The 22,752-nt window shown below is 40.8% G+C and carries 22 protein-coding genes and 5 pseudogenes; 18 read left to right on the top strand and 9 right to left on the bottom strand.

What is annotated here, in order from left to right; genetic code table 11:
* Window positions 1-9: 9 nt before the first annotated feature.
* The 8 genes from BMZ78_RS12300 to BMZ78_RS12335 are packed head-to-tail and all read left to right on the top strand — an operon-like array spanning window position 10 to window position 7,146.
* A complete protein-coding gene (locus tag BMZ78_RS12300) occupies window positions 10-672 on the top strand; it encodes a CoA transferase subunit A (protein ID WP_093230686.1) in 663 nt (220 codons plus the stop codon).
* Entirely contained in the window at window positions 669-1,358 is a 690-nt protein-coding gene (locus BMZ78_RS12305; protein WP_341849639.1) for a 3-oxoacid CoA-transferase subunit B, read from the top strand. The genes BMZ78_RS12300 and BMZ78_RS12305 overlap by 4 nt, the downstream gene beginning before the upstream one ends.
* Before the next feature lie 14 nt (window positions 1,359-1,372).
* Complete coding sequence (locus BMZ78_RS12310) at window positions 1,373-2,629, top strand: ABC transporter substrate-binding protein (RefSeq protein ID WP_093230688.1); 1,257 nt, start codon at window positions 1,373-1,375, stop codon at window positions 2,627-2,629.
* Between the two features lie 17 nt (window positions 2,630-2,646).
* On the top strand, window positions 2,647-3,531 hold the full coding sequence (locus BMZ78_RS12315) for a branched-chain amino acid ABC transporter permease (RefSeq protein ID WP_093230689.1): 885 nt from the start codon (window positions 2,647-2,649) through the stop codon (window positions 3,529-3,531).
* Window positions 3,528-4,517 (top strand): branched-chain amino acid ABC transporter permease, encoded by a 990-nt coding sequence (locus BMZ78_RS12320; protein WP_093230691.1) that lies wholly within the window; start codon window positions 3,528-3,530, stop codon window positions 4,515-4,517. Before BMZ78_RS12315 ends, BMZ78_RS12320 begins: the two co-directional genes overlap by 4 nt.
* Window positions 4,510-5,241 carry an ABC transporter ATP-binding protein gene (locus BMZ78_RS12325; protein WP_093230692.1) on the top strand — a complete coding sequence of 244 codons (732 nt, stop codon included), beginning with the start codon at window positions 4,510-4,512 and terminating at the stop codon, window positions 5,239-5,241. Before BMZ78_RS12320 ends, BMZ78_RS12325 begins: the two co-directional genes overlap by 8 nt.
* Window positions 5,225-5,929 (top strand): ABC transporter ATP-binding protein, encoded by a 705-nt coding sequence (locus BMZ78_RS12330; protein WP_093230694.1) that lies wholly within the window; start codon window positions 5,225-5,227, stop codon window positions 5,927-5,929. The genes BMZ78_RS12325 and BMZ78_RS12330 overlap by 17 nt, the downstream gene beginning before the upstream one ends.
* 20 nt (window positions 5,930-5,949) lie before the next feature.
* Window positions 5,950-7,146 (top strand): thiolase family protein, encoded by a 1,197-nt coding sequence (locus BMZ78_RS12335; protein ID WP_093230695.1) that lies wholly within the window; start codon window positions 5,950-5,952, stop codon window positions 7,144-7,146.
* A gap of 78 nt (window positions 7,147-7,224) precedes the next feature.
* Here BMZ78_RS12335 and BMZ78_RS12340 read toward each other — a convergent pair whose 3' ends face one another.
* Entirely contained in the window at window positions 7,225-8,946 is a 1,722-nt protein-coding gene (locus BMZ78_RS12340; protein WP_093230697.1) for a sigma-54 interaction domain-containing protein, read from the bottom strand.
* 114 nt (window positions 8,947-9,060) lie between these two features.
* On the opposite strand from BMZ78_RS12340, the pseudogene BMZ78_RS12345 reads away from it, so the two are divergent.
* Window positions 9,061-9,240: pseudogene (locus BMZ78_RS12345) on the top strand (HIT family protein); the annotation flags it as partial.
* Window positions 9,241-9,313: 73 nt separating this feature from the next.
* Here the strand turns inward: BMZ78_RS12345 and tnpB are convergent.
* The 3 genes and pseudogenes from tnpB to BMZ78_RS12360 all read right to left on the bottom strand — a co-directional run.
* A pseudogene (tnpB, locus tag BMZ78_RS12350) lies at window positions 9,314-10,171 on the bottom strand (IS200/IS605 family element RNA-guided endonuclease TnpB); the annotation flags it as partial.
* A 100-nt stretch (window positions 10,172-10,271) separates the two neighbouring features.
* The gene (locus tag BMZ78_RS12355) at window positions 10,272-10,490 is read right to left on the bottom strand and encodes a helix-hairpin-helix domain-containing protein (protein ID WP_093230698.1); all 219 of its coding nucleotides are present in this window, start codon (window positions 10,488-10,490) and stop codon (window positions 10,272-10,274) included.
* A gap of 26 nt (window positions 10,491-10,516) precedes the next feature.
* Window positions 10,517-11,375: pseudogene (locus BMZ78_RS12360) on the bottom strand (AraC family transcriptional regulator).
* Between the two features lie 344 nt (window positions 11,376-11,719).
* On the opposite strand from BMZ78_RS12360, the gene BMZ78_RS12365 reads away from it, so the two are divergent.
* From BMZ78_RS12365 to BMZ78_RS12375, 3 genes and pseudogenes are all read left to right on the top strand, one after another.
* Window positions 11,720-12,217: a hypothetical protein gene (locus BMZ78_RS12365; protein WP_093230700.1), complete on the top strand. Its 498-nt coding sequence runs from the start codon at window positions 11,720-11,722 to the stop codon at window positions 12,215-12,217.
* A gap of 274 nt (window positions 12,218-12,491) precedes the next feature.
* Window positions 12,492-12,775, top strand: a pseudogene (gene tnpA / locus BMZ78_RS12370) (IS200/IS605 family transposase); the annotation flags it as partial.
* 28 nt (window positions 12,776-12,803) lie between these two features.
* A pseudogene (locus BMZ78_RS12375) lies at window positions 12,804-13,163 on the top strand (RNA-guided endonuclease InsQ/TnpB family protein); the annotation flags it as partial.
* Between the two features lie 445 nt (window positions 13,164-13,608).
* On the opposite strand, the gene nadR reads toward BMZ78_RS12375, so the two are convergent.
* The 3 genes from nadR to BMZ78_RS12390 form a co-directional block, all read right to left on the bottom strand.
* A complete protein-coding gene (gene nadR, locus BMZ78_RS12380) occupies window positions 13,609-14,637 on the bottom strand; it encodes a multifunctional transcriptional regulator/nicotinamide-nucleotide adenylyltransferase/ribosylnicotinamide kinase NadR (RefSeq protein WP_093230701.1) in 1,029 nt (342 codons plus the stop codon).
* Complete coding sequence (pnuC, locus tag BMZ78_RS12385; RefSeq protein ID WP_093230703.1) at window positions 14,634-15,314, bottom strand: nicotinamide riboside transporter PnuC; 681 nt, start codon at window positions 15,312-15,314, stop codon at window positions 14,634-14,636. The genes nadR and pnuC overlap by 4 nt, the downstream gene beginning before the upstream one ends.
* A 136-nt stretch (window positions 15,315-15,450) precedes the next feature.
* The gene (locus tag BMZ78_RS12390; RefSeq protein ID WP_093230704.1) at window positions 15,451-16,395 is read right to left on the bottom strand and encodes a DMT family transporter; all 945 of its coding nucleotides are present in this window, start codon (window positions 16,393-16,395) and stop codon (window positions 15,451-15,453) included.
* A 180-nt stretch (window positions 16,396-16,575) separates the two neighbouring features.
* On the opposite strand from BMZ78_RS12390, the gene BMZ78_RS12395 reads away from it, so the two are divergent.
* Window positions 16,576-18,183 (top strand): gamma-glutamyltransferase family protein, encoded by a 1,608-nt coding sequence (locus BMZ78_RS12395; protein WP_093230706.1) that lies wholly within the window; start codon window positions 16,576-16,578, stop codon window positions 18,181-18,183.
* A 52-nt stretch (window positions 18,184-18,235) separates the two neighbouring features.
* Here BMZ78_RS12395 and yyaC read toward each other — a convergent pair whose 3' ends face one another.
* Together yyaC and BMZ78_RS12410 are read right to left on the bottom strand one after the other, a co-directional pair.
* Window positions 18,236-18,790 carry a spore protease YyaC gene (gene yyaC / locus BMZ78_RS12400; protein ID WP_093230707.1) on the bottom strand — a complete coding sequence of 185 codons (555 nt, stop codon included), beginning with the start codon at window positions 18,788-18,790 and terminating at the stop codon, window positions 18,236-18,238.
* A gap of 329 nt (window positions 18,791-19,119) precedes the next feature.
* Window positions 19,120-19,398, bottom strand: a complete 279-nt coding sequence (locus BMZ78_RS12410) for a hypothetical protein (protein WP_093230710.1) — start codon at window positions 19,396-19,398, stop codon at window positions 19,120-19,122.
* Between the two features lie 356 nt (window positions 19,399-19,754).
* On the opposite strand from BMZ78_RS12410, the gene BMZ78_RS12420 reads away from it, so the two are divergent.
* The 5 genes from BMZ78_RS12420 to BMZ78_RS12440 all read left to right on the top strand — a co-directional run bounded on the left by BMZ78_RS12420 (window position 19,755) and on the right by BMZ78_RS12440 (window position 22,749).
* Complete coding sequence (locus BMZ78_RS12420) at window positions 19,755-20,660, top strand: DMT family transporter (RefSeq protein WP_093230713.1); 906 nt, start codon at window positions 19,755-19,757, stop codon at window positions 20,658-20,660.
* Between the two features lie 98 nt (window positions 20,661-20,758).
* On the top strand, window positions 20,759-21,046 hold the full coding sequence (locus tag BMZ78_RS12425; RefSeq protein WP_093230715.1) for a transposase: 288 nt from the start codon (window positions 20,759-20,761) through the stop codon (window positions 21,044-21,046).
* Window positions 21,047-21,060: 14 nt separating this feature from the next.
* A complete protein-coding gene (locus BMZ78_RS12430) occupies window positions 21,061-21,516 on the top strand; it encodes an IS3 family transposase (RefSeq protein WP_093230716.1) in 456 nt (151 codons plus the stop codon).
* Between the two features lie 129 nt (window positions 21,517-21,645).
* Window positions 21,646-21,900, top strand: coding sequence for an integrase core domain-containing protein (locus BMZ78_RS12435; RefSeq protein ID WP_139203316.1), 255 nt, complete (start codon window positions 21,646-21,648; stop codon window positions 21,898-21,900).
* A 366-nt stretch (window positions 21,901-22,266) separates the two neighbouring features.
* Window positions 22,267-22,749, top strand: a complete 483-nt coding sequence (locus BMZ78_RS12440; protein ID WP_093230719.1) for a DUF2975 domain-containing protein — start codon at window positions 22,267-22,269, stop codon at window positions 22,747-22,749.
* Window positions 22,750-22,752 lie beyond the last annotated feature (3 nt).

Here is a 22,752-nt window from a genome sequence, read left to right on the forward strand (position 1 = left end):
AGAGAGCAAATGCCAGCAAGATTCATGACAGCACGGGAAGCTGTTGCCTTGGTGCCAAGTGGTTCAACGGTCATGGTTGGGGGATTTGGTCTCTCCGGCCAACCGTTGTCTCTTCTGGAGGCATTGCTCGAAACAGAGGTACGGGATTTAACGGTGATCAGCAACAATGTAGGCCAACAGGGGAAAGGGCTTGGGAAATTGCTGCTGGATAACCGGATTAAAAAAGCAATCGGTACCTATTTTACCAGTAATCCAGACGTTTCCCGGTACAAGCGGGAAGGAAAGCTGGAAGTGGAGTTGCTTCCCCAAGGTACTTTCAGTGAAGCGATCCGGCTTGGCGGAAGTGGAATTCCAGCGTTTTATACACCAACTGCTGCAGGCACCTTGTTGGCTGAAGGAAAAGAAACACGCATATTTGATGGAAAGGAGTATGTGCTTGAACGGAGTCTTCGTGCAGATGTCGCACTAATTAAGGCCTATAAAGCGGATCGTTACGGCAATCTGGTTTACTATAAGACTGCCCGTAATTTTAATCCACTCATGGCGATGGCTGCAGATTTAACGATTGTGGAAGTGGATGAGGTGGTAGAAGTAGGAGAATTGGATCCGGAAGCAATTGTAACTCCTCATGTGTTTGTCGATGTGGTGGTACAAAAGGAGGCATCCTCATGATGGATCCACGACATTATGTTGCATGGAGAGCGGCTCAAGAACTGGAAAGTGGGGATATTGTGAACTTGGGGATTGGGATTCCGATCCTGGTTGCGGATTATATCCCCAAGGATCGACAGGTGTTTTTGCAATCAGAAAACGGAATCCTGGGTGTTGGACCGACTCCTCCCACTGAATCCCAAGACCCTGATTTAATTAATGCAAGCAAGTTACCCATTTCGGAACAAATCGGAGCCTCATACTTTGACTCCTCGTTATCCTTTGCCATGATGCGCGGAGGGCATATCCACAAGACGGTGATTGGAACATTGCAAATCAGTCAGTCCGGGGATATTGCCAATTGGGCCGTTCCTGGAAAGGATGTGCTGGGAGTTGGAGGAGCCATGGATTTAATTGTGGGTGCTCGTACAGTGATTGTGGTTTCTACTCATCTAACTTCTGATGGAAAACCGAAGATCTTGCCTGCATGTACGTTTCCTTTGACGGCCAAAGGAGAAGCCGATGTGTTGATTACGGAATATGCTGTTTTTCGTTTTATTGATAATCAGATGGTCCTGGAAGAATTGGTCGATGATCTGACTCTCGATCAATTGAAACAAATCACACCTGCTCATTATGAAATATCTGATCATTTTCGGATGGTGAATAGAACTGAATATTTAACAAATAAACAATCGATGGGGTAAAAGGGGAGACAAAAATGTTCGGTAAGCGATTCACTCGATTATGCCTGGCGATCCTGTTGGCAACCAGTTTCATGGCGGGCTGTTCAAGCATGGCTTCGGAAGAAGATACATTAAGGGTAGGTGTGGCCTTTCCAGTATCCGGTAGCCTGGCAAAAATTGGACAAGCTTGTACAAATGGAATCGAGATTGCCAAAGACATTGTGAATGAGCGGCCCCATGCTAAAAAAATTGAATTGGTAAAAGTGGATATACCCGATGTCACGTCTGCAGTCAATGAAGTCAATCGCCTGATTACCATGGAAAATGTAAAAACAATTGTTGGTGCTTATGGAAGTCCTTTGGCAATGGCAGCTTCCGAAATAACGGAGAGAAACAAAGTGATACTGTGGGAAGTAGCCGCAACGGATCCAAGATTGACAGGACGCGGTTACCGATATGTTTTTCGACCCAATCCGAACGCCAGCTCTTACGGTCCTGCATCCATTGAATTTTTGGAAAAGGTAGTCAGCCCCAAGCTTGGCAAGAAACCGTCTCAATTAAGGATTGCATTGCTACATGAAGATGGTGACTTTGGACACGGGGTCTCCAAAGCAACCAGGAAAGCTGCCCAAAAAGCAGGGATGCCTATCATCGGGGAGTTAAAGTATAATGCGAAAACGACCAATGATATGACATCCATCATTTTACAACTGAAAAAATGGAACCCGGATGTGCTCGATGTAGTTCAGTACAACAACGACGCACAACTTTTTTTAAAACAGGCGAAACAGTTGGGGTATGTGCCGAAGGTAATAATAGCCAATGGCGCCGGACAGAGTACAGATAATTTTGGTGATGCATTTGGCAAGGACGCAGACGGCGTGCTGGATACTTCCAGTGCGATGTTACTGAATACCCATGCGTTAACACCTGAAGCAAGGCAAATCAATGAAGAATTTTTTAAGCGCTTTCAAAAGAAGTTTGGCAAGAAACCGGATCTGATTGCCAAAGTGGCTTTTTCCTCTGCGTACATTCTCTTTAACGAAGTTTTGCAAAAAACAGGAACGACGGATCCGGAAAAAGTACGTCAACAAGCACTGTCCCTGGACTTGCCGATCGGATCAACTCCTGTAGGTTGGGGCATTCACTTTGATCAGAATGGGCAAAACACGCGGGCACAGATGACCGTGATGCAATGGCAGAATGGCAAATTACTCGCTGTGTATCCTGAAAAGTTTGCACTTACCAAACCGATTTATATACCACTGCCGAAATGGAACGAACGAAAATAGATTAGGATGGTGAAGCCATGGATATTTTTCTTCAATTGTTGATATCAGGGATTTTGCTTGGTGGCGTTTATGTTCTTGTGAGTATTGGTTTGACTTTGGTTTTCGGTGTGATGAAGATTGTGAACTTTGCTCATGGTGACTTTCTTATGCTGGGTATGTTTGGTGCTTTCTTCTTGTATCAGCTCTTTGGTTTGAATCCCTATCTATCATTGTTGATCGTTACACCTGCCCTGTTTATCCTTGGTCTGATTATTTATAAAACGATTGTAGGCAGGACGATTTCACGTCCCCATGTAGTACAAATATTTTCATTTATTGGATTATCTGTTGCATTCCAAAACATGGCCCTCGTATTGTTTTCCGCTGATTTCCGTTCAATCAACCATCCTGTTTCAACGAAAGTGATTCATATGGGTCCGATCCATATTAGCTTTCCATCATTCATTGCCTTCATTGTGGCTGGGATTATTACGATTCTTCTGTTTATCTTTTTGTATTACACCTATACAGGAAAAGCCATTCGTGCAGCTGCCCAGGATCGATTTGCCGCTACTTTGATGGGGGTATCCATTCAGAAAATTTATGCCCTTACTTTTGGCATCGGCATCGGGATTTTAGGGATAGCCGGTTCGCTCATGGTCCCCATTTACTCCGTTTATCCAACGGTTGGTGAACAGTTTGTTTTAATCGCTTTTGTGGTTGTAGTACTTGGAGGGTTAGGCAGTCTGCCAGGTGCTGTAGTGGGGGGATTGTTGATTGGGCTAATTGAGACGATGAGCAGTTATTTTATTGCCCCATCGATGAAACAACTGGTTTACTTTTGTGTATTCATCCTGATATTGATTTTGCGTCCGAATGGGTTGTTTGGTAAAGAAGGCGCTGCAGAGGAGGCCTTGGAATGATGCAGAGACTTGTAAACAGTAAAGGGAAACGAAATGGTCTGGTGGGGATTCTGTTACTACTGGTGTTACCTCTCCTGTTTCAGGATCAAGCTTTTATATTGGATACGATGATTTTAATGGCTTTATGGGGATTTGTTGCTTGTTCCTGGAACATCGTTGGCGGATATGGTGGGTTATTGTCACTTGGACACGCAGCCTTTTTTGGAATCGGGGCATATACTTCCACGATTTTGTTCGTAGACTATTGGGTCTCTCCATGGATTGGGATGATTGTGGGAGCGTTACTGGCTGGCCTGTTCGGACTTTTTATCGGAATTGTGACACTGAGATTGCATGGTCCCTTTTTTTCCTTGTGTACCATTGCGGTAACGGAAGTATTGATGATTATTGCGATTAACTGGCAAGAGGTAACCCATGGTTCAGCGGGGATTCCTGTTCCATACCGTCCAGGTTTCATCAACATGGTATTTGACAATCGGGTGACTTACTTTTATCTTGCTCTCGGATTGTTAGCAATCGTTTATTTCTTATCGCTTTGGTTGAATCGTTCCCATTTTGGATACTATCTGGTTGGACTGAGAGAAAATGAACAGGCAGCTTTGGCTCTTGGAATAAATGGAGTAAAAGTTCGATTGATTGCGATGACAATTAGCAGTGCTTTAACAGCAGTTGGTGGGACATTTTATGCACAATATGTTGGGATTGTGGAACCGTTTCACGAGTTTTCCTTTCATTTATCTGCTCAAATTGCCTTAATGGCGATTATTGGGGGCATTGGAACAGCAGGGGGGCCGATTTTTGGAGCGATCCTGATCACCTTGCTGGGAACGTTATTACGAGCAACTTTGGGTGGGGCTCATGGCGGAATTCAAGCATTGGTTTACGGTTTGCTGCTGGTGATCGTCGTTCTTTTCATCCCGCAAGGGATTGTTCCATGGTTCAAACAAGTCGTAGCCAAACGAAAGAAAGGGGTCGTCCATGTTTAGTGTAAAAAATGTGGTGAAACGTTTTGGTGGATTGATTGCGGTGGATCATGTCAGTTTCGAAATTCAGAAAGGCGGAATTTTTGGGATTATTGGACCGAATGGAGCTGGAAAGACAACCCTTTTCAATCTTATCATGGGAAATCTGGCGCTGGATGAAGGCGAGATTCGTTTTCACGACCAAATCATATCAGGCAAAAAAACACATGAAATTGCTGCACTCGGAATAGGAAGAACCTTTCAGATGGTAAAACCATTTGGTGGTTTAACAGTAGAGCAAAATGTATTAATGGGTGCTTTGCCCAAACATAACACTTTTCAAGAAGCAAGAAAAGTTGCTCGACAAATCATGGATTTGCTCGAGTTAACACCTTACCAAGATGAAATAGCCCAAACACTTCCGGTGGGGCTGAAGAAAAAACTCGAACTCGCTCGTGCTTTGGCAACTCAGCCCCAACTGCTTTTTCTTGATGAGGTGATGGGAGGTCTACATCCCAGAGAAGTACAGGATATGATCGAAGTTATTCGCTATTTGAATCGCGAACAAAATATGACCATTTGCATGATTGAGCATGTGATGTCAGCCGTGATGGCTTTATGTGACCGAATTCTGGTACTGCAACAAGGTCGGAAACTTGCAGAGGGAACGGTAGAAGAAGTGACCCGTAATCCAGAGGTGATCCAAGCCTATCTGGGAGGTGAGTTCAAGGATGTTACACTTGCATAATATCAACTCTTTCTATGGAGAGATACAAGTATTGAGAGAGATTTCTCTTCATGTACAACGCGGAGAGATTGTTGCGATCGTTGGAGCGAATGCAGCGGGGAAATCGACTATTTTGAAAAGTATCTCGGGAACGGTTCTGAAAGTCGAAGGAAAAATAGAGTTCCAAGGAAATGATTTGACAGGAATCCCTGCCCATCAGCGAACAGAAATGGGACTGATTCACGTACCTGAAGGTCGGCGGCTTTTTCCAACCATGACGGTTCAAGAAAACCTGGAAATGGGTGCCTATGCGAAACGCGCCCGTTTAGACCGACAAAAAACGCTTGACCAGATTTACGAGATGTTACCCCGTTTGCAAGAGAGAAAAAAACAGCAGGCAGGAAGTTTAAGTGGCGGAGAACAACAAATGGTGGCCATTGGGCGAGGGTTAATGGCCAAGCCCGAGTTGCTCATGTTAGATGAACCTACTCTGGGGCTGGCACCCATTATGGTTCAGTGGGTTTTTGACTTTATTCGTCAAATCCGTGACTCAGGAGTGACGATTCTCATCGTCGAACAAAATGCCACGAAAGCCTTGGAAGTGGCTGATCGGGGTTACGTTTTGGAAAATGGTCAGATTGTCCTGGAAGGAACAGGACAAGAGTTGCTAAATAATCAAGCGCTTCGCAAAGCATATCTGGGTGCATAAATAATGGAGGGGATTGAAAAATGAGAAAAGTGGTTATTGTCGATGCAGTTCGTACAGCGATCGGAAGGATGGGTGGAACGTTAAAGAATGTAGAAGTGGATCACTTGGCTGCCAAGGTGATTGATGAAGTGCTAAAACGAACCAACATCGAAGGCAAAGAAGTGGACGAAGTGATTATGGGACAGGCCAAACAAAGCACGGATGCGCCAAATATGGCTCGAGTGGCCCTTCTTCGGGCCGGTTTGCCCGTAGAAGTACCAGGGTATACGGTGCACCGCCAATGCGGGTCAGGGTTACAGGCCATCAATAACGCTGCTCAACAAATTCAGTGCGGACTGGCGGATATCATTGTGGCTGGAGGAGCTGAAAGCATGAGTACAGCTCCATACTATATCCGTGGGATTCGCTTTGGCTTAAAAGCGGGAAATGGAGAACTGCTGGATCCAAATACCGAAAGTCAACCTCGTTCACAACCACCAGAGATTTACGGAAAGCACTTAACGATGGGATTGACTGCTGAAAATCTTGCCGAAAAATATCAAATCAGTCGAAAAGAACAGGATGAGTTTGCTTTTCTAAGTCAAAGTCGAGCAAGCTATGCGATTCAATCTGGCAAGTTTCAAGATGAAATTGTTCCATATGAAGTCAAAGGAAAAAAGGAAACGATTCGTTTTGAAGTGGATGAGCACCCACGAATGACCTCCGTCGAAAAACTGCTTACACTTCCAGCGGTCTTCAAGGAAGGCGGAACCGTTACAGCGGGTAATTCGAGTGGACGGAATGATGGAGCCGCTGCTGTATTAATGATGGCCGAAGATGAAGCAGAGCGAAGAGGGTTGAAACCAAAAGCGAGAATCATTGCCCAGGCAGTATCAGGTGTTTCTCCAGAGATTATGGGGATTGGTCCAGTTCCGGCAACATACAAGGCTCTGAAAATGGCGGGGCTTCGTCTTGAGGATATTGATCTGATTGAATTAAATGAAGCATTTGCCGCTCAGGCTTTGGCTGTAATGAAAGAACTGGGATTGGGACTGGAGAAAGTAAATGTAAATGGGGGAGCCATTGCTCTGGGACATCCACTTGGTGCAACCGGTGCCATATTGATGACGAAATTGGTGCATGAAATGATTAAACGCAATTCCCGCTATGGATTAGTAACACTCTGTATTGGAGGAGGACAAGGGATCACCACGATTGTTGAAAATTTATGGAGGTAGAACAAAAGGGGCAGCTCTTAAGCTTAAGAGTCTGCCCCAATGTTTTTACCAATTATAATGTTTGTAACGATATCCATTCTAATCTTTTTTATTCACATGAATCCCATATTTATGTGCTTTACGAATAGCGGTGGATTGACTGATATTTAATTTTTTGGCTACTTGATAAGAACTGTGATATCGCTCATAAGCCTTTTTCAATATCTGTTGCTCCAGCTGTTCCAATGCTGCTTGCAAACCGCCTGCCTGTTCGATTTCATCCAAATCAATAATGGATTGACTTTGATTTGGCTCTTGAATCTTCTCTTTATGTGCAAGAATGTTTACCCCCATCAGATTGGGAAGTTGTTCAGGCTTGATTTCATGCTCAGGAATGATGACCAATAGCCGTTCGATCAGGTTAGCAAGCTCTCGAATATTTCCTGGCCATGGATAATTCTTTAAAGCCTCTAGTGTTTCCTTATTCAATTTTTTGTTGGTCTGGTATTTCCGATTAAATTTATCGAGATAGAATTGAATTAAAGGCGAGATATCTTCTGGGCGTTTCCGTAGCGGGGGGATTTCAATCGGAACGACGTTGAGACGATAATATAAGTCTTCACGAAACTTGCCCTCTTTGACCATGTTTTTTAAATTTCGATTGGTTGCAGCAATAATTCGTACATTGACTTTGACCGGTTTCGTTCCACCTACACGGTAAAACTCTTGATCCTGCAAGACTCGTAGCAATTTTACCTGTAAGTGTAAAGGCATCTCTCCAACTTCATCAAGAAACAGTGTTCCTTCATGTGCCAATTCAAACATGCCTTTTTTTCCATTTTTTCTGGCACCTGTAAAAGCGCCTGATTCATATCCGAATAGTTCTGACTCTTGTAACTCCTGAGGAATTGCACCACAATTCACCTTGATAAATGAACCTTTTTCATATCGTTTACTATTTCGATGAATGACCCGTGCCACTACCTCTTTTCCTACCCCTGACTCTCCCAGAAGAAGAACAGTAGTGTCTGTTTGAGCTACTCGCTTGGCCAGCTCCATGATTTGTTTCATTTCTTTACTCGCAACCACAATCGGTTCATCTCCGGCATGAAATTGACGCAGTTGCAACAGCTCTTCTCGCAATCGGTTTAATTCGGAGATATCACGAAGATTGGTGACAACCCGAATAATTTCTCCTTGTTCGTTAAAAACAGGACTGCCTGTAATCAGTATAACTTTTCCTAACGCATTTTCTTGAATCACAGTCACCGGCTTTTTTTGCTTCATGACTTCGAATGTCACAGACTTTTGGACAATTCCTCTTTTTTCAAGATAACGAAGATCTTTGCCAATATAATATTCTTTTGGAATGCCAGTTAAGCGCTCAATGGCATCGTTTGTTTTAAGTGTTATTCCATTTTGATCAGTAATGTAAATTGCATCATAAGAGTTTTGAATGATTGCATCCAATTCATCTCGTGTTGCCTTGGCTTCAGCCAGCTGTTCCTGGATCTTTTTAAAGGGAGTGATATCATAGGCGATCAATAAGAGAACTTGTTCAGGATGTATAGAACAGGGATAAGGATGTACCTGGCATTCTAACTCCATGCTTTCTAATGCGATCCTCCAGTGCACGGATTGATCGGAAGAGAGGATTTTAGAAATTCGATGCTTGGGGAAAAACTGTTTGAATTGATTTTCTATTGATTCTGTATGACTGAACCACTTTTTGATGTTAGCGTTTTCATAGAGGACAGCACCTGTATCATCCAGAAGCGCAATACCAATATCTAATGTTGATTTCGTTTGATTTATCAGCACTTTATGAAAAACACCCTCCAGTTTAGCTTGTTCCTTATCTATTAATAATTCTATTCTAATATTGCATCACCTTCTTTCCATTTCATTCAAGAAGAAGGTGACTAGGAGGGAATTATGAGAAAAATCACTTTGTCGAATGGAAAAACAGTTGAGGTTGAATGTTTAAGTTGTGCAATAACTAGTGGGGAAATAGAACCAGATGGTGGTGTAATAGTTGAAACGGAATATTTTCATGCCCACCAAGATGTTGCATATCCCATTGAAGGCTTAGTTATTTTAGCCTCGAAACTCCATTTGACCTCTCCCCATGCCTAAAGGGCAGGGGATTCTTGGGTAATCTCTTCTACCGAAGAGAAATTTACCAAGCTTAGGCCGACAGTCCATCGGCAATGAGTCTCATACCTTCTTGCAGGATATTGATGGATGCATTGATGTCATGATCATGGCGAGTTTGGCACTCAGGACATTTCCACTCTCTTAGATTGAGGTTCTTTACCTCTTTATGGCGATGTCCACATTGGGAGCATAGCTGGCTGGATGGGAATGCTTTACCCACTTTAACAATGGTTCTTCCAAACCAATTCGCCTTATACTCCAGCATGGCTACAAACTCAGACCACGATGCATCTGTAATCGATTTTGCCAGCTTGTGATTCTTTACCATGTTTTTCACTTGCAAGTCTTCCAAACAGATCACTTGGTTTTCGTGAATCAGTTTGGTTGACAGTTTATGTAGAAAGTTATGTCTTGCATTGACGATCTTTTCATGGATTCTGGCCACCTTGATCCGGGCCTTGTTCCAGTTGCTTCCCCCTTTTTGACGGCGTGACATTTTTCGTTGCCATTTGGCCAACTCTTTTTCGTACTTTCTGAAAATCTTAGGCGCATTGATTTTTTCACCATTAGAGAGGATTGCGAAATCTCTCAAGCCAAGATCCATTCCAATGGCTTTTTCTTTATGGGTGGGTTTATATGGGCAGTAGTTCATTTCACACAGGATGGAAACAAAATATTTTCCGGATGGATTGCGCCGGATCGTGGCAGAAACAATCTTTCCTTCCACTTCTCTCGATTTGGCAAACTTTACCCATCCTAACTTGGGTAGTCTGATTTTGTTTCCATCTATTTTGATGTTTTGGTTTACACATTGACTTGTGTAGGATTGAACTGAATTTTTCCTGCTTTTGAAGCGTGGATGGTCATTCTGCTTCTTGAAAAAACGTTCGAGTTCTTTTTACTGATGGTTATTTGCAAAGCTTAGTTGGCATGAAACAGAGTATTTATCTGGACTTAACTAAACTTCTCACTCAATGGATAAACACGCTTTATGAGCCATTGGCGAACGATAGGCCCTTGGCGGCTAAAGCCCGACGGATTTGATCCATCGCTTTTGGGCCTATACCGTGTAACTGCAAGACCTCGGCCTCACTAAGCTTGGTGAACTGCTCAAGTCGCAAGTAACCAGCCCGTTCGAGTGCCCGTCTTGCTGGCTTGGCTAAATCGGTCGGAAGGTCGCTTTCCTTGGTATTATCATTTAGTGTCATAATGATTCCCCTTCACAAGTTCATGATTATTTTATTGGAACCCAAATTTCAGAATATGAATCAGGTCTGGTAGGATCAGATTCTTTATATACTTCAAGTGATGCTGTACCAGCATGCTCATAGCTGTTAGATGGGAACCATTCTGAAAAAATTTGTTTCCATGTATTTTTTTATAGCGTCTGGCACTGGGCCTCGAACTTCAAATACAACCCATTTGGATGCGGGTATTTCAAAGCGCGATAGTCCATCTGGCACGCCGCCAATGTATTCTGTAGCGATCCAATATTCCATTACGTTTTTCTGTCCACTAAAGTCAACAATCACACCTAATAGACCACTAATTTGGCCGTTATTTAATTGAATTAATAAATCAATGGTTCCGCTTTTATGAGCTTCATCCCAAAGTTTTGGAATAACAGCATCCATTTCCTCGGTAACGCATGAAAATTCCTGTTTAATACCTACTATTTGGAAAGCATCTCTTTCTACAATTCTATATTTCATTGGATCTGCTCCTTTCAGATTTACCTGTATAGTCAAACGGTTATAGGAATGTAACTTTCCAATCCCTTTTCGCATTTCACTTGGGGTTACACCATGCTGTTTACGAAAAGCTTTTGAGAAAGACTCAGGAGTGTCGTAGCCATATTTATGGGCAAGGTCAATGATTTTGCAATTTGTAGTAGACAATTCTTGAGCGGCTAATGTTAAACGGCGTCGCCGAAGATATTCTCCCACAGATATACCGGTCAAAATCATAAATGTACGTTGAAAGTGAAAGGGAGATACATTGGCTTGTTTCGCTATATCTTCTATCGTAATATGATCCTTTAAATGTTCTTCCATGTAGTCTATCGCCTTTTGCAACGATTCAACCAATGCCATATAGCTCACTCCTTAATCAAATTCTAACAATGAGATTTACTTAAATCCGGTCATTTTATGCTCTGTTAGAACAGTATTATTTCACATCTAATCTTAAAGTAACCACCCCAATATTTAATTAGAAGGTCAAAGGGAAAACACACGTTTGTTTCCATGAAGCATGATTATTATTGTGTGTTTTTCAACAAAGTGATCATTTTATTCAACAATATGGTCCTTTAATGGAATGAAGAAGGACTATTTGTTTCCTTCTGATAGCTTTTTTCATTTTTTGGCAAATGACCCCAAAATCGACGTTCGCTACCTCCACACCAAAATTTTTATAAAAAATAAAGGTGATGGAAATGAATAGGGAGTTTCTTTATAAAAAGCCTTGGATCCCAAACTTCATAGATGATAGATATGCTAGCGAAAACCCAATTCAGAGTTGGTTGGAGGATGATTCACAAGGATTGCTTATGAGAAAGTTTGAAGAATGTTCATTAGATGAACTTATACTAGAGCTAGTAGACATATTTAAAAGAGGAAATCCATCTTATGACGTCTTAGCGGCATTATTTGGTTCTTATCTAGAATTCAATGAAGAAAAGAAGATATTTAGTGTGCATAAGATTGAACGAACAAATGAGGATATTATTAGAGTTGAAATGCATGTAGATGCACAAAGTTATGAGATTCGCCATCTTAATTTATATGCTCAGGAACTGCCTCCTTTACAATCACTAAAAAACAAATTAAATGAGCTCCATAAAGATATATCTTTTCAAGAAACAAGTAATGAGTTTGTAATTACTGAAAGAGAGTGTGTTATAGCGATTTTGAAAGACAAGAGAGATATCTAATTTTCCTGCGGATTATTATCGGAATAATAAAAAGGTAGGGAATAACCGTAGTTTTAGAGTGAAAATAACAGAGGAAGCATTTGTAGATTATCAGTCCTAATTAAACCGAGAGCTTGTACAATCGTCCTTTATAGAAATGCCGCCTGAAAGCCCACTGGCTTTAGCTGTGGGATGAAAGGTGGCGTTGCTCGGTATCCCCTTTATGGGGAAACTTAGAGCAACAATTTTTTACTTTTTTGTTGCATTTTGAATATTAAGTTGACACAATTATAGTATGAGTCAAGAGTATAGAAGAACAAAAACGACTGTATCATTGATTCACTATCATTTTGTTTTTTGTCCCAGATATCGCCGTAAGGTACTGGTAAAGAAAGTAGAAGAGCGATTGAAGAAATCGTAGAGCAAATCTGCAAGGAAAATCAGTGGAATATCATATCAATCGAAGTAATGTACGACCACTGTCATTTATACTTTAATTGTCTTCCAACTGATTCTCCATCAGATATGATGGAGAAATTGAAAGGGGTGACTTCCAGAAAACTTCGCCAGGAATTCTCGCATCTGAACCATTTGCGAATTCTTCGGACATAAAATAAGCCGTCAAATTATCGACCATGCACTTGCCAACGGTGTTGGCATGATTCGTATGGAAGATTTGACGGATATTCGAAATAGAGCAAAGTCTAAAAAAGAAGCTGGCAGAAACCTTCATTCATGGGCTTTCCACCAGTTAAAAGAAATGATTAAATACAAGGCTGAAATGGCTGGGATTCGCTTTGAATTGGTTAAACCGGACTACACCAGTCAAACTTGTAAATGTGGTCATCGTGAAAAAGCGAATCGAAATGGCATCCAATTCAGATGCAAAAAGTGTGGTTATACCTGCCATGCTGATCTGAATGGAGCGATCAATATAGCCAAAGCCATTTCTGGGTTAGTAGCCTAGCGTACTGGTAACAGGTATGCCGCCCATGTGGGTACATGCGGCTTAGTGCCGTAGAACTGCAGGACGGGGTGATGACACACCCCTGAACTTGGGCGTTGTCCAAAACGGAAACGGACTGCGGACGCTAACGACCCAAGAATCCCACGGCTTCAGCCGTGTGGAGTGTCAATGGAGCGATATTGATCGGATTAGGTATTCGACTATTCACTTCACAAAACGAGCATTGATACTACATACTTATTGCCTAAACAACAAGCCGGCCATCCCTTAGCATACAGGGGGCCGGTTATTTTGTGTCCAAATTTCAAAGAGAAATGAAGACCTAATTGGCATAGGCAGTAACGTACCTCTATACAGGAGCCTCAACGTAATGGATCAAACTTCACCAATATACAATTCCGAGCGAATCCAGTTCCTTATCGTCCTGTGGTTGACGAAACTCATTCTAACCAAAAAGTAATTGATCTACCGCTCGTTTCGCTTGCTCCAGTCGTTCTAGATAAGAACCACGAATAGTCACAATGGGAATATTTCTTTCCTGAAACATTTGCTTGAGCTTTTCATTATTGCATTGTCTTATCTTTTCATCCCCGTGAACACGAAAACCATCGTCAATCCACGGTACGTCTGGTTCCAGATAGAGATACAAGTCATAATTTTGTGCTAAAATGGCTCCTTCAATCCAGGAACATGGATAACCCAAATATAATTCAGCATAGTATTGACTCACTACTGCTTCTGAATCAATAAAAAGAACTTTGTTGGCTTCTTTTACTTTTTGGTATTCCATATATTTATGTCCAAATACGATTTCTTTAAAATGCTCCTCGTTAATGATACCGTCACAGCCACCGATTTCTTCACAAATGGTTCGCCCATATTCTTCTACATAAGTGGTGCCATAAATTTGCGCAAGATATCGGGTCAAGGTAGATTTCCCGCAGCTTTCAGTCCCTACGATGGCAACTTTTTTCACAAAGTAAGACTTCACTGCATTTGGAATATAATCCCAATACCGGTAGGGGCCATGTTTGCGGATGGCTGTTCCCGAAACAGGATAATGAGACCGGTCAGAATCAATGACTACATGTTCAGCGTCGGGGTATAATCGTTTGAAGATGGGATCATAGGAATGTTCGGAACTAAAGACCACATCAATCGGTTTACCAATCGCTTTTTTTATCTCATACGCCCCTTTTTCCCAATCATAAGTTTCATCACTAGGTGCATCGTCTTCTACTGCTAACACTTTTACGTTTTCCATATCCCTGGTTACAGTGGTTAGCCATTGCAGGCGTACGGAATGAGGGAGATCAGGGATTCTTCCAGCTTGACAGAGTAAAGAGTCTCTACTCTTGCTATAGCTCAAAATAACATATAACTCTTCGACCATACATGCCGCTTTTGTTATTACATAAACATGTCCCATATGAAGCGGAAGAAATTTTCCTCCAAAAAATCCTACTTTTTTCATACGCTCACTTCTCTCTTTACCGCCCGATTCCAGTTCCAATAGCCATAGACAGCATTGAATAGATAGGCAGCCCACATCATTAATACAGAAACATCATTTCCTGTTTTTATAAAAGCATGAAACCACATCCCGATCGAGAGGATGTCAACAAGAATCCATAATAGCCATTGTTCTTTGAATCGCTTAATCATGAACCACATCGCGATCATTTGCAGGACCATTGTAGCGGCATCAATGAAAGGGAGATTCCCTTTGATAAGTTGTAAGATCATACCACAGATAAGCGTGGCAACAATGGTCACAATGGACCAAATCCATTTTTCTTTTTTCGTCATCACGGCTACTTTAACATCAAACGCTTCATTCTGGACTTTTTTCTTTCGCCAAACCCATAGACCGTAGAATTGCATGGGCAGAAAATAGAATGCGTTTAAGGCAACTTCGCCATAAAAACCTTGTTGATAAGAGAGATAAGCATATAAAGAGACATTAATAATTCCGAAATAATAGTTTGAAATTTTTCCTTTTGCAACCAAAACGACACTTAACATCCCTGTTAATGAACTAATGACACCTATTAAACTATCTTTCCATACATAGGATAAATATAAGGTGATCAAAGTAAAAGAGATTAGCCATATTCTTTCAAACCATGTCCAATCCTTTAACCACTTCATTTCCTCTGTCCTTTACTAACATTATTCTGTTTAAAACATTCAAATAGGTAAATGCAACCAAGCATGAAAAACAGATTTATTAACATGTTTTATGGTCGTTTGATGAATAAGTTGGCACCATCCATCTTGGCTAATTTTAAAAACTGTCAGTTCTCACCTTTTTGTCTAGCAAAGTGTCCTTATTTTTTACTGTCTTTACACGTTTTGCAGATACCAGAACACCAATAATCACGCAGATTCCACCTATTGCTTGATACCATGTTAAAGTTTCACCAATAAAAATAATCGCAAATATGGAAGCAAAGACAGGAATTAAATTTAAGAATACACCTGCTCGGGAAGCTCCAACTTGTTCTACGGCTGTATTCCAGGATAAAAAAGCAATGATGGAAGCAAAAAAGCCGACGAATAAGAGTATAAAGATCAAAGAAGGTGTCCAGGTAATGGTTGTTTCAGGTTGTTGAAGTTCCCAAATGCTTAAAGGCAATAATAAAATGATGCCGATAAACATGGTAATACAAAATGAACTGTATTTTGGTATAATGCCAGCATATTTCTTTACAATAACAGAATAAAAACTCCACGACATCACGGCAATTATCACTAGCAAATCTCCTATGTTAAAAGAAAAAGCGAATAAAGTTTGCATTGAACCTTGGGAAAGAATAAATAAAACGCCAATGATAGATAAAATGGTTCCTATCATTTGGATTATGTTTAAGCGTTCCTTAATTATTAAAAAAGACAAGATAGCGATAATGAGAGGTGTTGTAGAATTCACTACAGAAGCATTAATGGATGTCGTATAATGCAAGGCAAAATACAAGCAGGTGTTATAACCAACAATACCTGAAATGGTCATAAGCAAAAGAGTGCCTCTATGCTGCATAAGTATCTGGCGTTCTTCTTTGATTTTTCTCCAGATAAAGGGTAAGAAAATAATAAAAGCAATACACCATCGCAAAAATGAAAAGGTAAAAGCAGGTAAATAATTTGCTGCTGCTCTTCCTACTACAAAGTTGCCTCCCCAAATGAGATTCGCCAGAATTAAAAGAAAATAAGGGGATTTTAGTTTGTTCATATGTTTTCACCTCAGAACACCCAAAAACTGTTAAAGATCTTACTTCACCCATTTCACCTGTTAGCTACGAACGGGCGAAAGTTTCACTGTTGTAAGAATTTTGGGCGTTTGGTATCAGTATACCACATTGAGTACTCAAGGTAGCATGATCTTCAATGGATATTATTAAGGAGGAGCAAAATGAAATTTCACGCGTTACACAATCCCTATCCATCCCAACGTATGCCGGTATATGCCAAAAATGGAATGGTCGCTACTTCACACCCTTTGGCAGCACAAGCTGGTTTGGATATGTTAAAAAAGGGAGGAAATGCCATTGATGCAGCAATCGCCACAGCTGCAGCTCTTACCGTCGTTGAGCCTACTTCCAACGGAATTGGCGGCGATGCATTTGCTCTGGTGTGGTGTAACGGAAAATTACATGGACTCAATTCCAGTGGACCTGCTCCAAAAGGTATCAGTATTGAAAAACTGGAGAAAAAAGGAATCAAGGAAATCCCTCATTATGGCTGGTTACCTGTTACAGTGCCAGGAGTTCCAGCGGCATGGGCAGAGCTTTCCGAAAGATTCGGGAAGCTTCCACTGACCAAGGTGTTGGAACCTGCCATTCGCTATGCGGAAGAAGGATACCCTCTCTCACCGACGGTAAGCAAGTATTGGAAAAAAGCGTATCAGCATTATAGACGGGTACTACAAGGACCTGAATTTGCTCATTGGTTTGAAACATTTGCACCGGAAGGAAGGGCACCAGAAGCAGGAGAAATTTGGCGTTCACGAGGTCATGCTGAAACGTTACAATCCATTGCTGAAACAAAAGCCCACTCGTTTTATCAGGGTGAGATTGCAGAAAAAATTGTGGCTTTTGCAAAAAAATATGAGGGTTATTTATCTCTGGAGGATCTAGCTTCCTTTCAACCTGAATGGGTGAATCCCATTTCTGTCAACTATCGTGGATACGATATTTGGGAGATTCCACCGAATGGGCAAGGACTTGTTGCTCTTATGGCTTTAAATATCCTGAAAGGGTTTGAACTGATTGAGAAGGAAGTTGAACGTACCTACCATTTACAAATTGAAGCGTTAAAACTGGCTTTTGTGGATGGAAAGAAATATATCACAGATCCAAAATATATGAATGTAAAAGTTGAAGACCTTCTATCTGAAAGCTATGCTGAGATTCGTCGTAAACAAATAGGCGAACAAGCCCTGCTTCCAGAAGCCGGGAAGCTGCCAAGTGGTGGTACGGTATATTTAGCTGCAGCAGATTGCGAAGGGAATATGGTTTCTTATATCCAAAGCAACTTCCATGGCTTTGGTTCAGGCTTGGTTGTGCCAAGCACAGGGATCAGCTTGCAAAATCGTGGACTTACATTTTCGCTGGATCGAAATCATGCTAACTGTTTACAACCGGGTAAGAAGACCTATCATACCATTATTCCTGGCTTTATTACCAATGAAGGTCAACCTGTTGGCCCATTTGGTGTGATGGGTGGATATATGCAACCACAAGGGCATTTGCAAGTGGTGTCCAATATGATTGATTTTCACCTCAATCCACAAGCTGCTTTGGACGCACCACGATGGCAGTGGTTAGAAGATAAAAGAGTGGAAGTGGAAAGAGGCGTTCCGGACCATATTGTTCAATCTTTGATTCGACGTGGTCATGACATTCGCATTGCTGCAGATAACGGGGCATTTGGCCGAGGGCAGATCATTTTGAAACAAGACAATGGAGTTTTGGTGGGTGGCACTGAACCGCGTACTGACGGGGAAGTGGCTGCCTGGTAATAAAAAAGCAGCTTCTTGTCTCGGTTGTGAGTCAGGAAGCTGCTTTATGTTTCTATTCTTTGGAGGATTTCAACTGATCGACCGCTTTAAGAATTCCAGAGGAAATTACTTTGGCCATGGAGTAGACAAGATGGAGTCGAGTGCTTTGCAGAATGTACATTCCATTTGTCCCCATCATATCTACAATGCCTTTTATATAGAAATCTCCAACCTCAGGTAGATTCTTTTTCAATCCTTTACCAGGACTTAAAGGGCCATTTCCGACTTTGATTAAGCCGATGTCTTTATATTTTCCCAGGCAAGCATCAACAACAAGAATGTAAGAAGAGGGATGGGCATGTTTGATGTTGTTTATGATCTGATCCAGGTTCATTGCATGAACCGGATTACTTAAGGTGCCATAAATGATGATTGCTGATTCGTCTGCTTCTGATAGAAACGTTCCTACCAATGGTCCCAGCGAATCGCCCGTACTTCGATCTGTACCAATACAAAGACAAACAAGTTTGGAAGAAAGAAAGGCTTTTTGAGATAAAAATCGGGTTAGTTTGATTGAAAGCAGGTGGACAGCATCCACATGATCATACTCGACCTGAAAACTTTCCATATATTCCTCCTGATGTAATCGATCCGACTCTATGTTGCTTTAGATATATTAACAGCTTTTCTATCAATCAAGTAGATGAAATATTATTATGAAAATTAAAATCGAAAAATCTTAGGCATATTTGGATGAGAGCGAGCATTAGACGTAGGAGGATTTTTGACTTTTCGTATGTCCGATCCATCTAAGCCTTTTCTTACAAACCTTTTTGAAGAAAAAAACGAATCGGGACCGAAGGCAAGAGCTCGTGTAAACCCTTGCAAAAGAGGCGAATTCGGTCCCACAGACTACAAAATTTCCGGTGCGGCTGGATGGGGTGGTTGTAAGCTAATTTATTGATTTTTCCTTACAAAAGTGATAATGTCTTGCAATTCCTGATGTAGTTGTTCAATTTCCTGGCGGTTCAGAAGTATAGGAAGCATCCCAACGGAAACAATCAGAGAGTCTTCATGACTGTTTTTTATGGTATTCAATGTCTGATACATTTCCTCTGTTTGCTTTTGATTCCAAACTGATTCTACAGGTATGTTTCTGATTTGTTTTATAACCAACTCGTTTGTATCGGAATGAAACTCACCTGAAATCAATTGTCCGCTTATGTGTTGATTCACCGGGTTCACCCTCCTCAGTCTTGACAAACTCTGTTTATTTTTTCCGAAATCCTTTTTATTTATAGAATGCGAGCAAGAGAACAGGAATGAAAGCGAGCGTCGACGAGGGAGGGCGTTTTCTCTCTCGCAAGTCCGGTAAGATCCGCCATAATTAACTTTTCACCACTTATCCTTTTGCCGAATTGAACCAAATTCTGGTCTGGTTTCGCAACTAAAACCAATTGTTCTTCTTTTATTGTGATAAAATTCAAGTCGGGATCTTCTTGTTTTTTTATAAAGTATGATTATTGTTATATCATACTTACAAATCCCTTGTTGAAACAACAAATTGACCTTGGGATGAGGGAGGGCTTTTAATGCAAACAAGCAAGATAAAAACCTATGCTCTTCTTTTTTTTACTACAACCATATGGGGCGGGGCTTTTGTTGCGGGGAAAATTGCAACTGAAAGCTTACATCCAGTCACAGTCGCCTTTTTCCGCTTTTTTGGAGCAAGCCTGATTTTGTTTCCTTTGATGTGGTGGAAAGAACCGAAACAACCAGTTCCGACGAAAAAGGATTGGGGAATGTTTTTGTTGCTTGGTCTTACGGGGATTTTTTTGTATAATGTTTGTTTTTTTATTGCCACTAAATTTGCACCTATTGTAAAAAGTTCTTTGGTTATCGCTGTAAATGCTCCTTTAATCACGCTATTTTCAGCTGTTTTCTTGAAAGAGAAAATAAACTGGAAGGATATACTTGGAGTGATAACGGCTTTATTTGGTGCTTTATATATCATAACGAATGGACAATTGAGTGTTATTTTAGAACTTGAATTTGCTCCGATTGATTTGGTCTTGATTTCTGCCTGTCTAAGTTGGAGTATTTATTCAGTGATTGGAAAGGTTGTAATGAAAAAATACAGTCCATTAACCGCAACTACCTATGCAACAGGCTTCGGAACGATATTGTTATCTCCCTTAGCTATTTACTATACCTCTTTGGATTCAATAAAAGGCAGTGGGTGGGAGGTATGGTTAAGCGTACTATATGTAGCTGTTATGGTTTCTGCTATCAGCTTTGTCTGGTGGTATAGAGGTATACAAAATGTTGGGGCATCAACAGCATCTGTTTTTATCAATGTTATGCCTATATCTGCAACTGTTATGGGAACTGTATTTTTTAATGAACAATTAACAATAACCCATGGTATAGGGGCATTATTTGTGTTTAGTGGAATATTTTTTATGATTTATCCGAATGCGAACGAGAAAACCCCTTAGCTTTCTATGCAATTGCTATTGTATTGTTTATAATGACCCCATAATCTTCCAGACAAAGTTTAAGTTATAATTGAGGAAGAAGAAAGGGGTCGTTTTTAATGGGAAGGAGAAAATGGACAGCTGAACAGAAAATGGAGATTGTGTTAGCTGGAATGGCACCAGGAGCAAATATCTCTGCTGTATGCAGAGAATACGGAATATTACAACCACAATATTACAAGTGGAGAGAGTCTTTTATTCAAGGTGGACTATCTGCCTTGTCTAGCGGTCTATCTAATAGAGAAGGCGAACTGGAAAAAGAGTTAAAAGAAGCCAAGGCTCTGATTGGTGAGCAAGCCATGCAAATTGAGATTCTCCGAAAAAAGACGAACTGGGGCCGAAAGTAAGCACTCGGGAGCTCGTGCAAACCTTAGTAGAAGAAGGGTATTCGGTCCCACAAATTACGAAGACCCTTCGTATGAACCGCACCTATGGATACGAGCTAATAAAAGAGAAAGAGCCAAAAAAGCGTGTACAGAATGACGAAGCAACGCTTCGTCAAAAGATTCAAGAGCTTTGTGGAATGTTCCCAACCAATGGATATCGGTGGATTCGTATCTGGTTAAAGAAAAAGTATGGCATCAATGTGAATCATAAAAGAGTGTACCGGATCATGAAAGAGCTTGGTTTGCTAAGCAAACCAGCACATTACCAGGCCAAACGGAAAAAGAAAATCGGAAAGATCCCTGTCTCACGATCCAATGAGCATTTTCAAGTGGACATGACAAAAATCTGGTGTAGTCAAGATGGCTGGGGCTATCTCTTTGCGGTTATTGATGCATATGACAAGGAGATTGTCGGATACAAATTCTTATGATTCTGTCGCACTGATGAGTTTCTTTTTACTGTTGATCAGGCGCTAAACAACCGATTTACCTTTGGTACACAAGAAAAAGGTCTCACAATTAGGAGTGACAATGGGTGTCAAATGACGAGTCGCCACTTTATGAAAGCACTGAAAGATACAGGGTTTAAGCAAGAGAGAACGGGATACAACAATCCTGACGCAGACGCTTATATTGAGCGCTGGTTTCGTACCCTGAAAGAAGAAACGGTTTGGTTCCAAGAATATTCTTCCTTCTTGGAAGCTAAAAATGACATTGATCAAACTATAAAATTCTACAATGATGAGAGACCACATTCTTTGGGATATTTATCCCCTAAAGAGTTTCGACAATCTATAACTTCAAATGTTGCTTAAATGTCTGGACAAACGGGGTTCATTAAGGGATTTAAAGAAATTATAACTGATGAAAATGGGGACACATATGAAGGAGAGATTTGGTTTATAGGTGAATTAGAGTAGGTTTTGAATATCCTCTATTCTTCAACTAACGGAGCAGGTTAGTTAAATAATCGTAACTAACTATGCGGGCTAATTTATTTATGTATTATGATGGTTAGAACGGGTTTACTTCAGAGGTGCAAACAATTTTTTATTTTTGTCTAAAATTAAAAGGATATTTGTAAAACAACAACAATATAATTAAAGTCGATAAGAATTTATTGCAAATCGATAAATACCCTGTTAAAATCAAATTGAAAATAAATAGGAGAGGTGCTTTTTATGAAACAAGGAACAACATTGTTTTTAAAAATAGCTGTTTTTATTATCGGAACTCCAGTTCTTGCTTTATGTATATTTGGGTTGCCTATGTTAGCTAAAGAAGCAGCAGAAAGTAATTCGGAGTACGCTTATGTACTATATGGCTTTTTAATTGTTATGTATGTATCGGCGATACCATTTTTCTTCGCTCTGTATCAGGCTTTTAAACTTTTAAGTTATATTGACAAGAACAAAGCTTTCTCGGAATTATCTGTAAAGGCTTTAAAGAATATAAAATACTGTGCAATCACAATCAGTATCTTGTATGTGCCAGGTTTGCCATTCTTCTATAACGTTGCGAAGTTAGAAGACGCCCCAGGTATCATGCTAATCGGATTGGGCATTATTTTTGCTTCAACGATTATTGCAGTCTTTGCTGCTGTTCTCCAAAGGCTGTTACAAGAAGCCATAGATATAAAATCAGAAAATGATTTAACGGTCTGAGGT

The organism is Thermoflavimicrobium dichotomicum, from assembly GCF_900114055.1.
Taxonomy (GTDB): Bacteria; Bacillota; Bacilli; order Thermoactinomycetales; family Thermoactinomycetaceae; genus Thermoflavimicrobium; species Thermoflavimicrobium dichotomicum.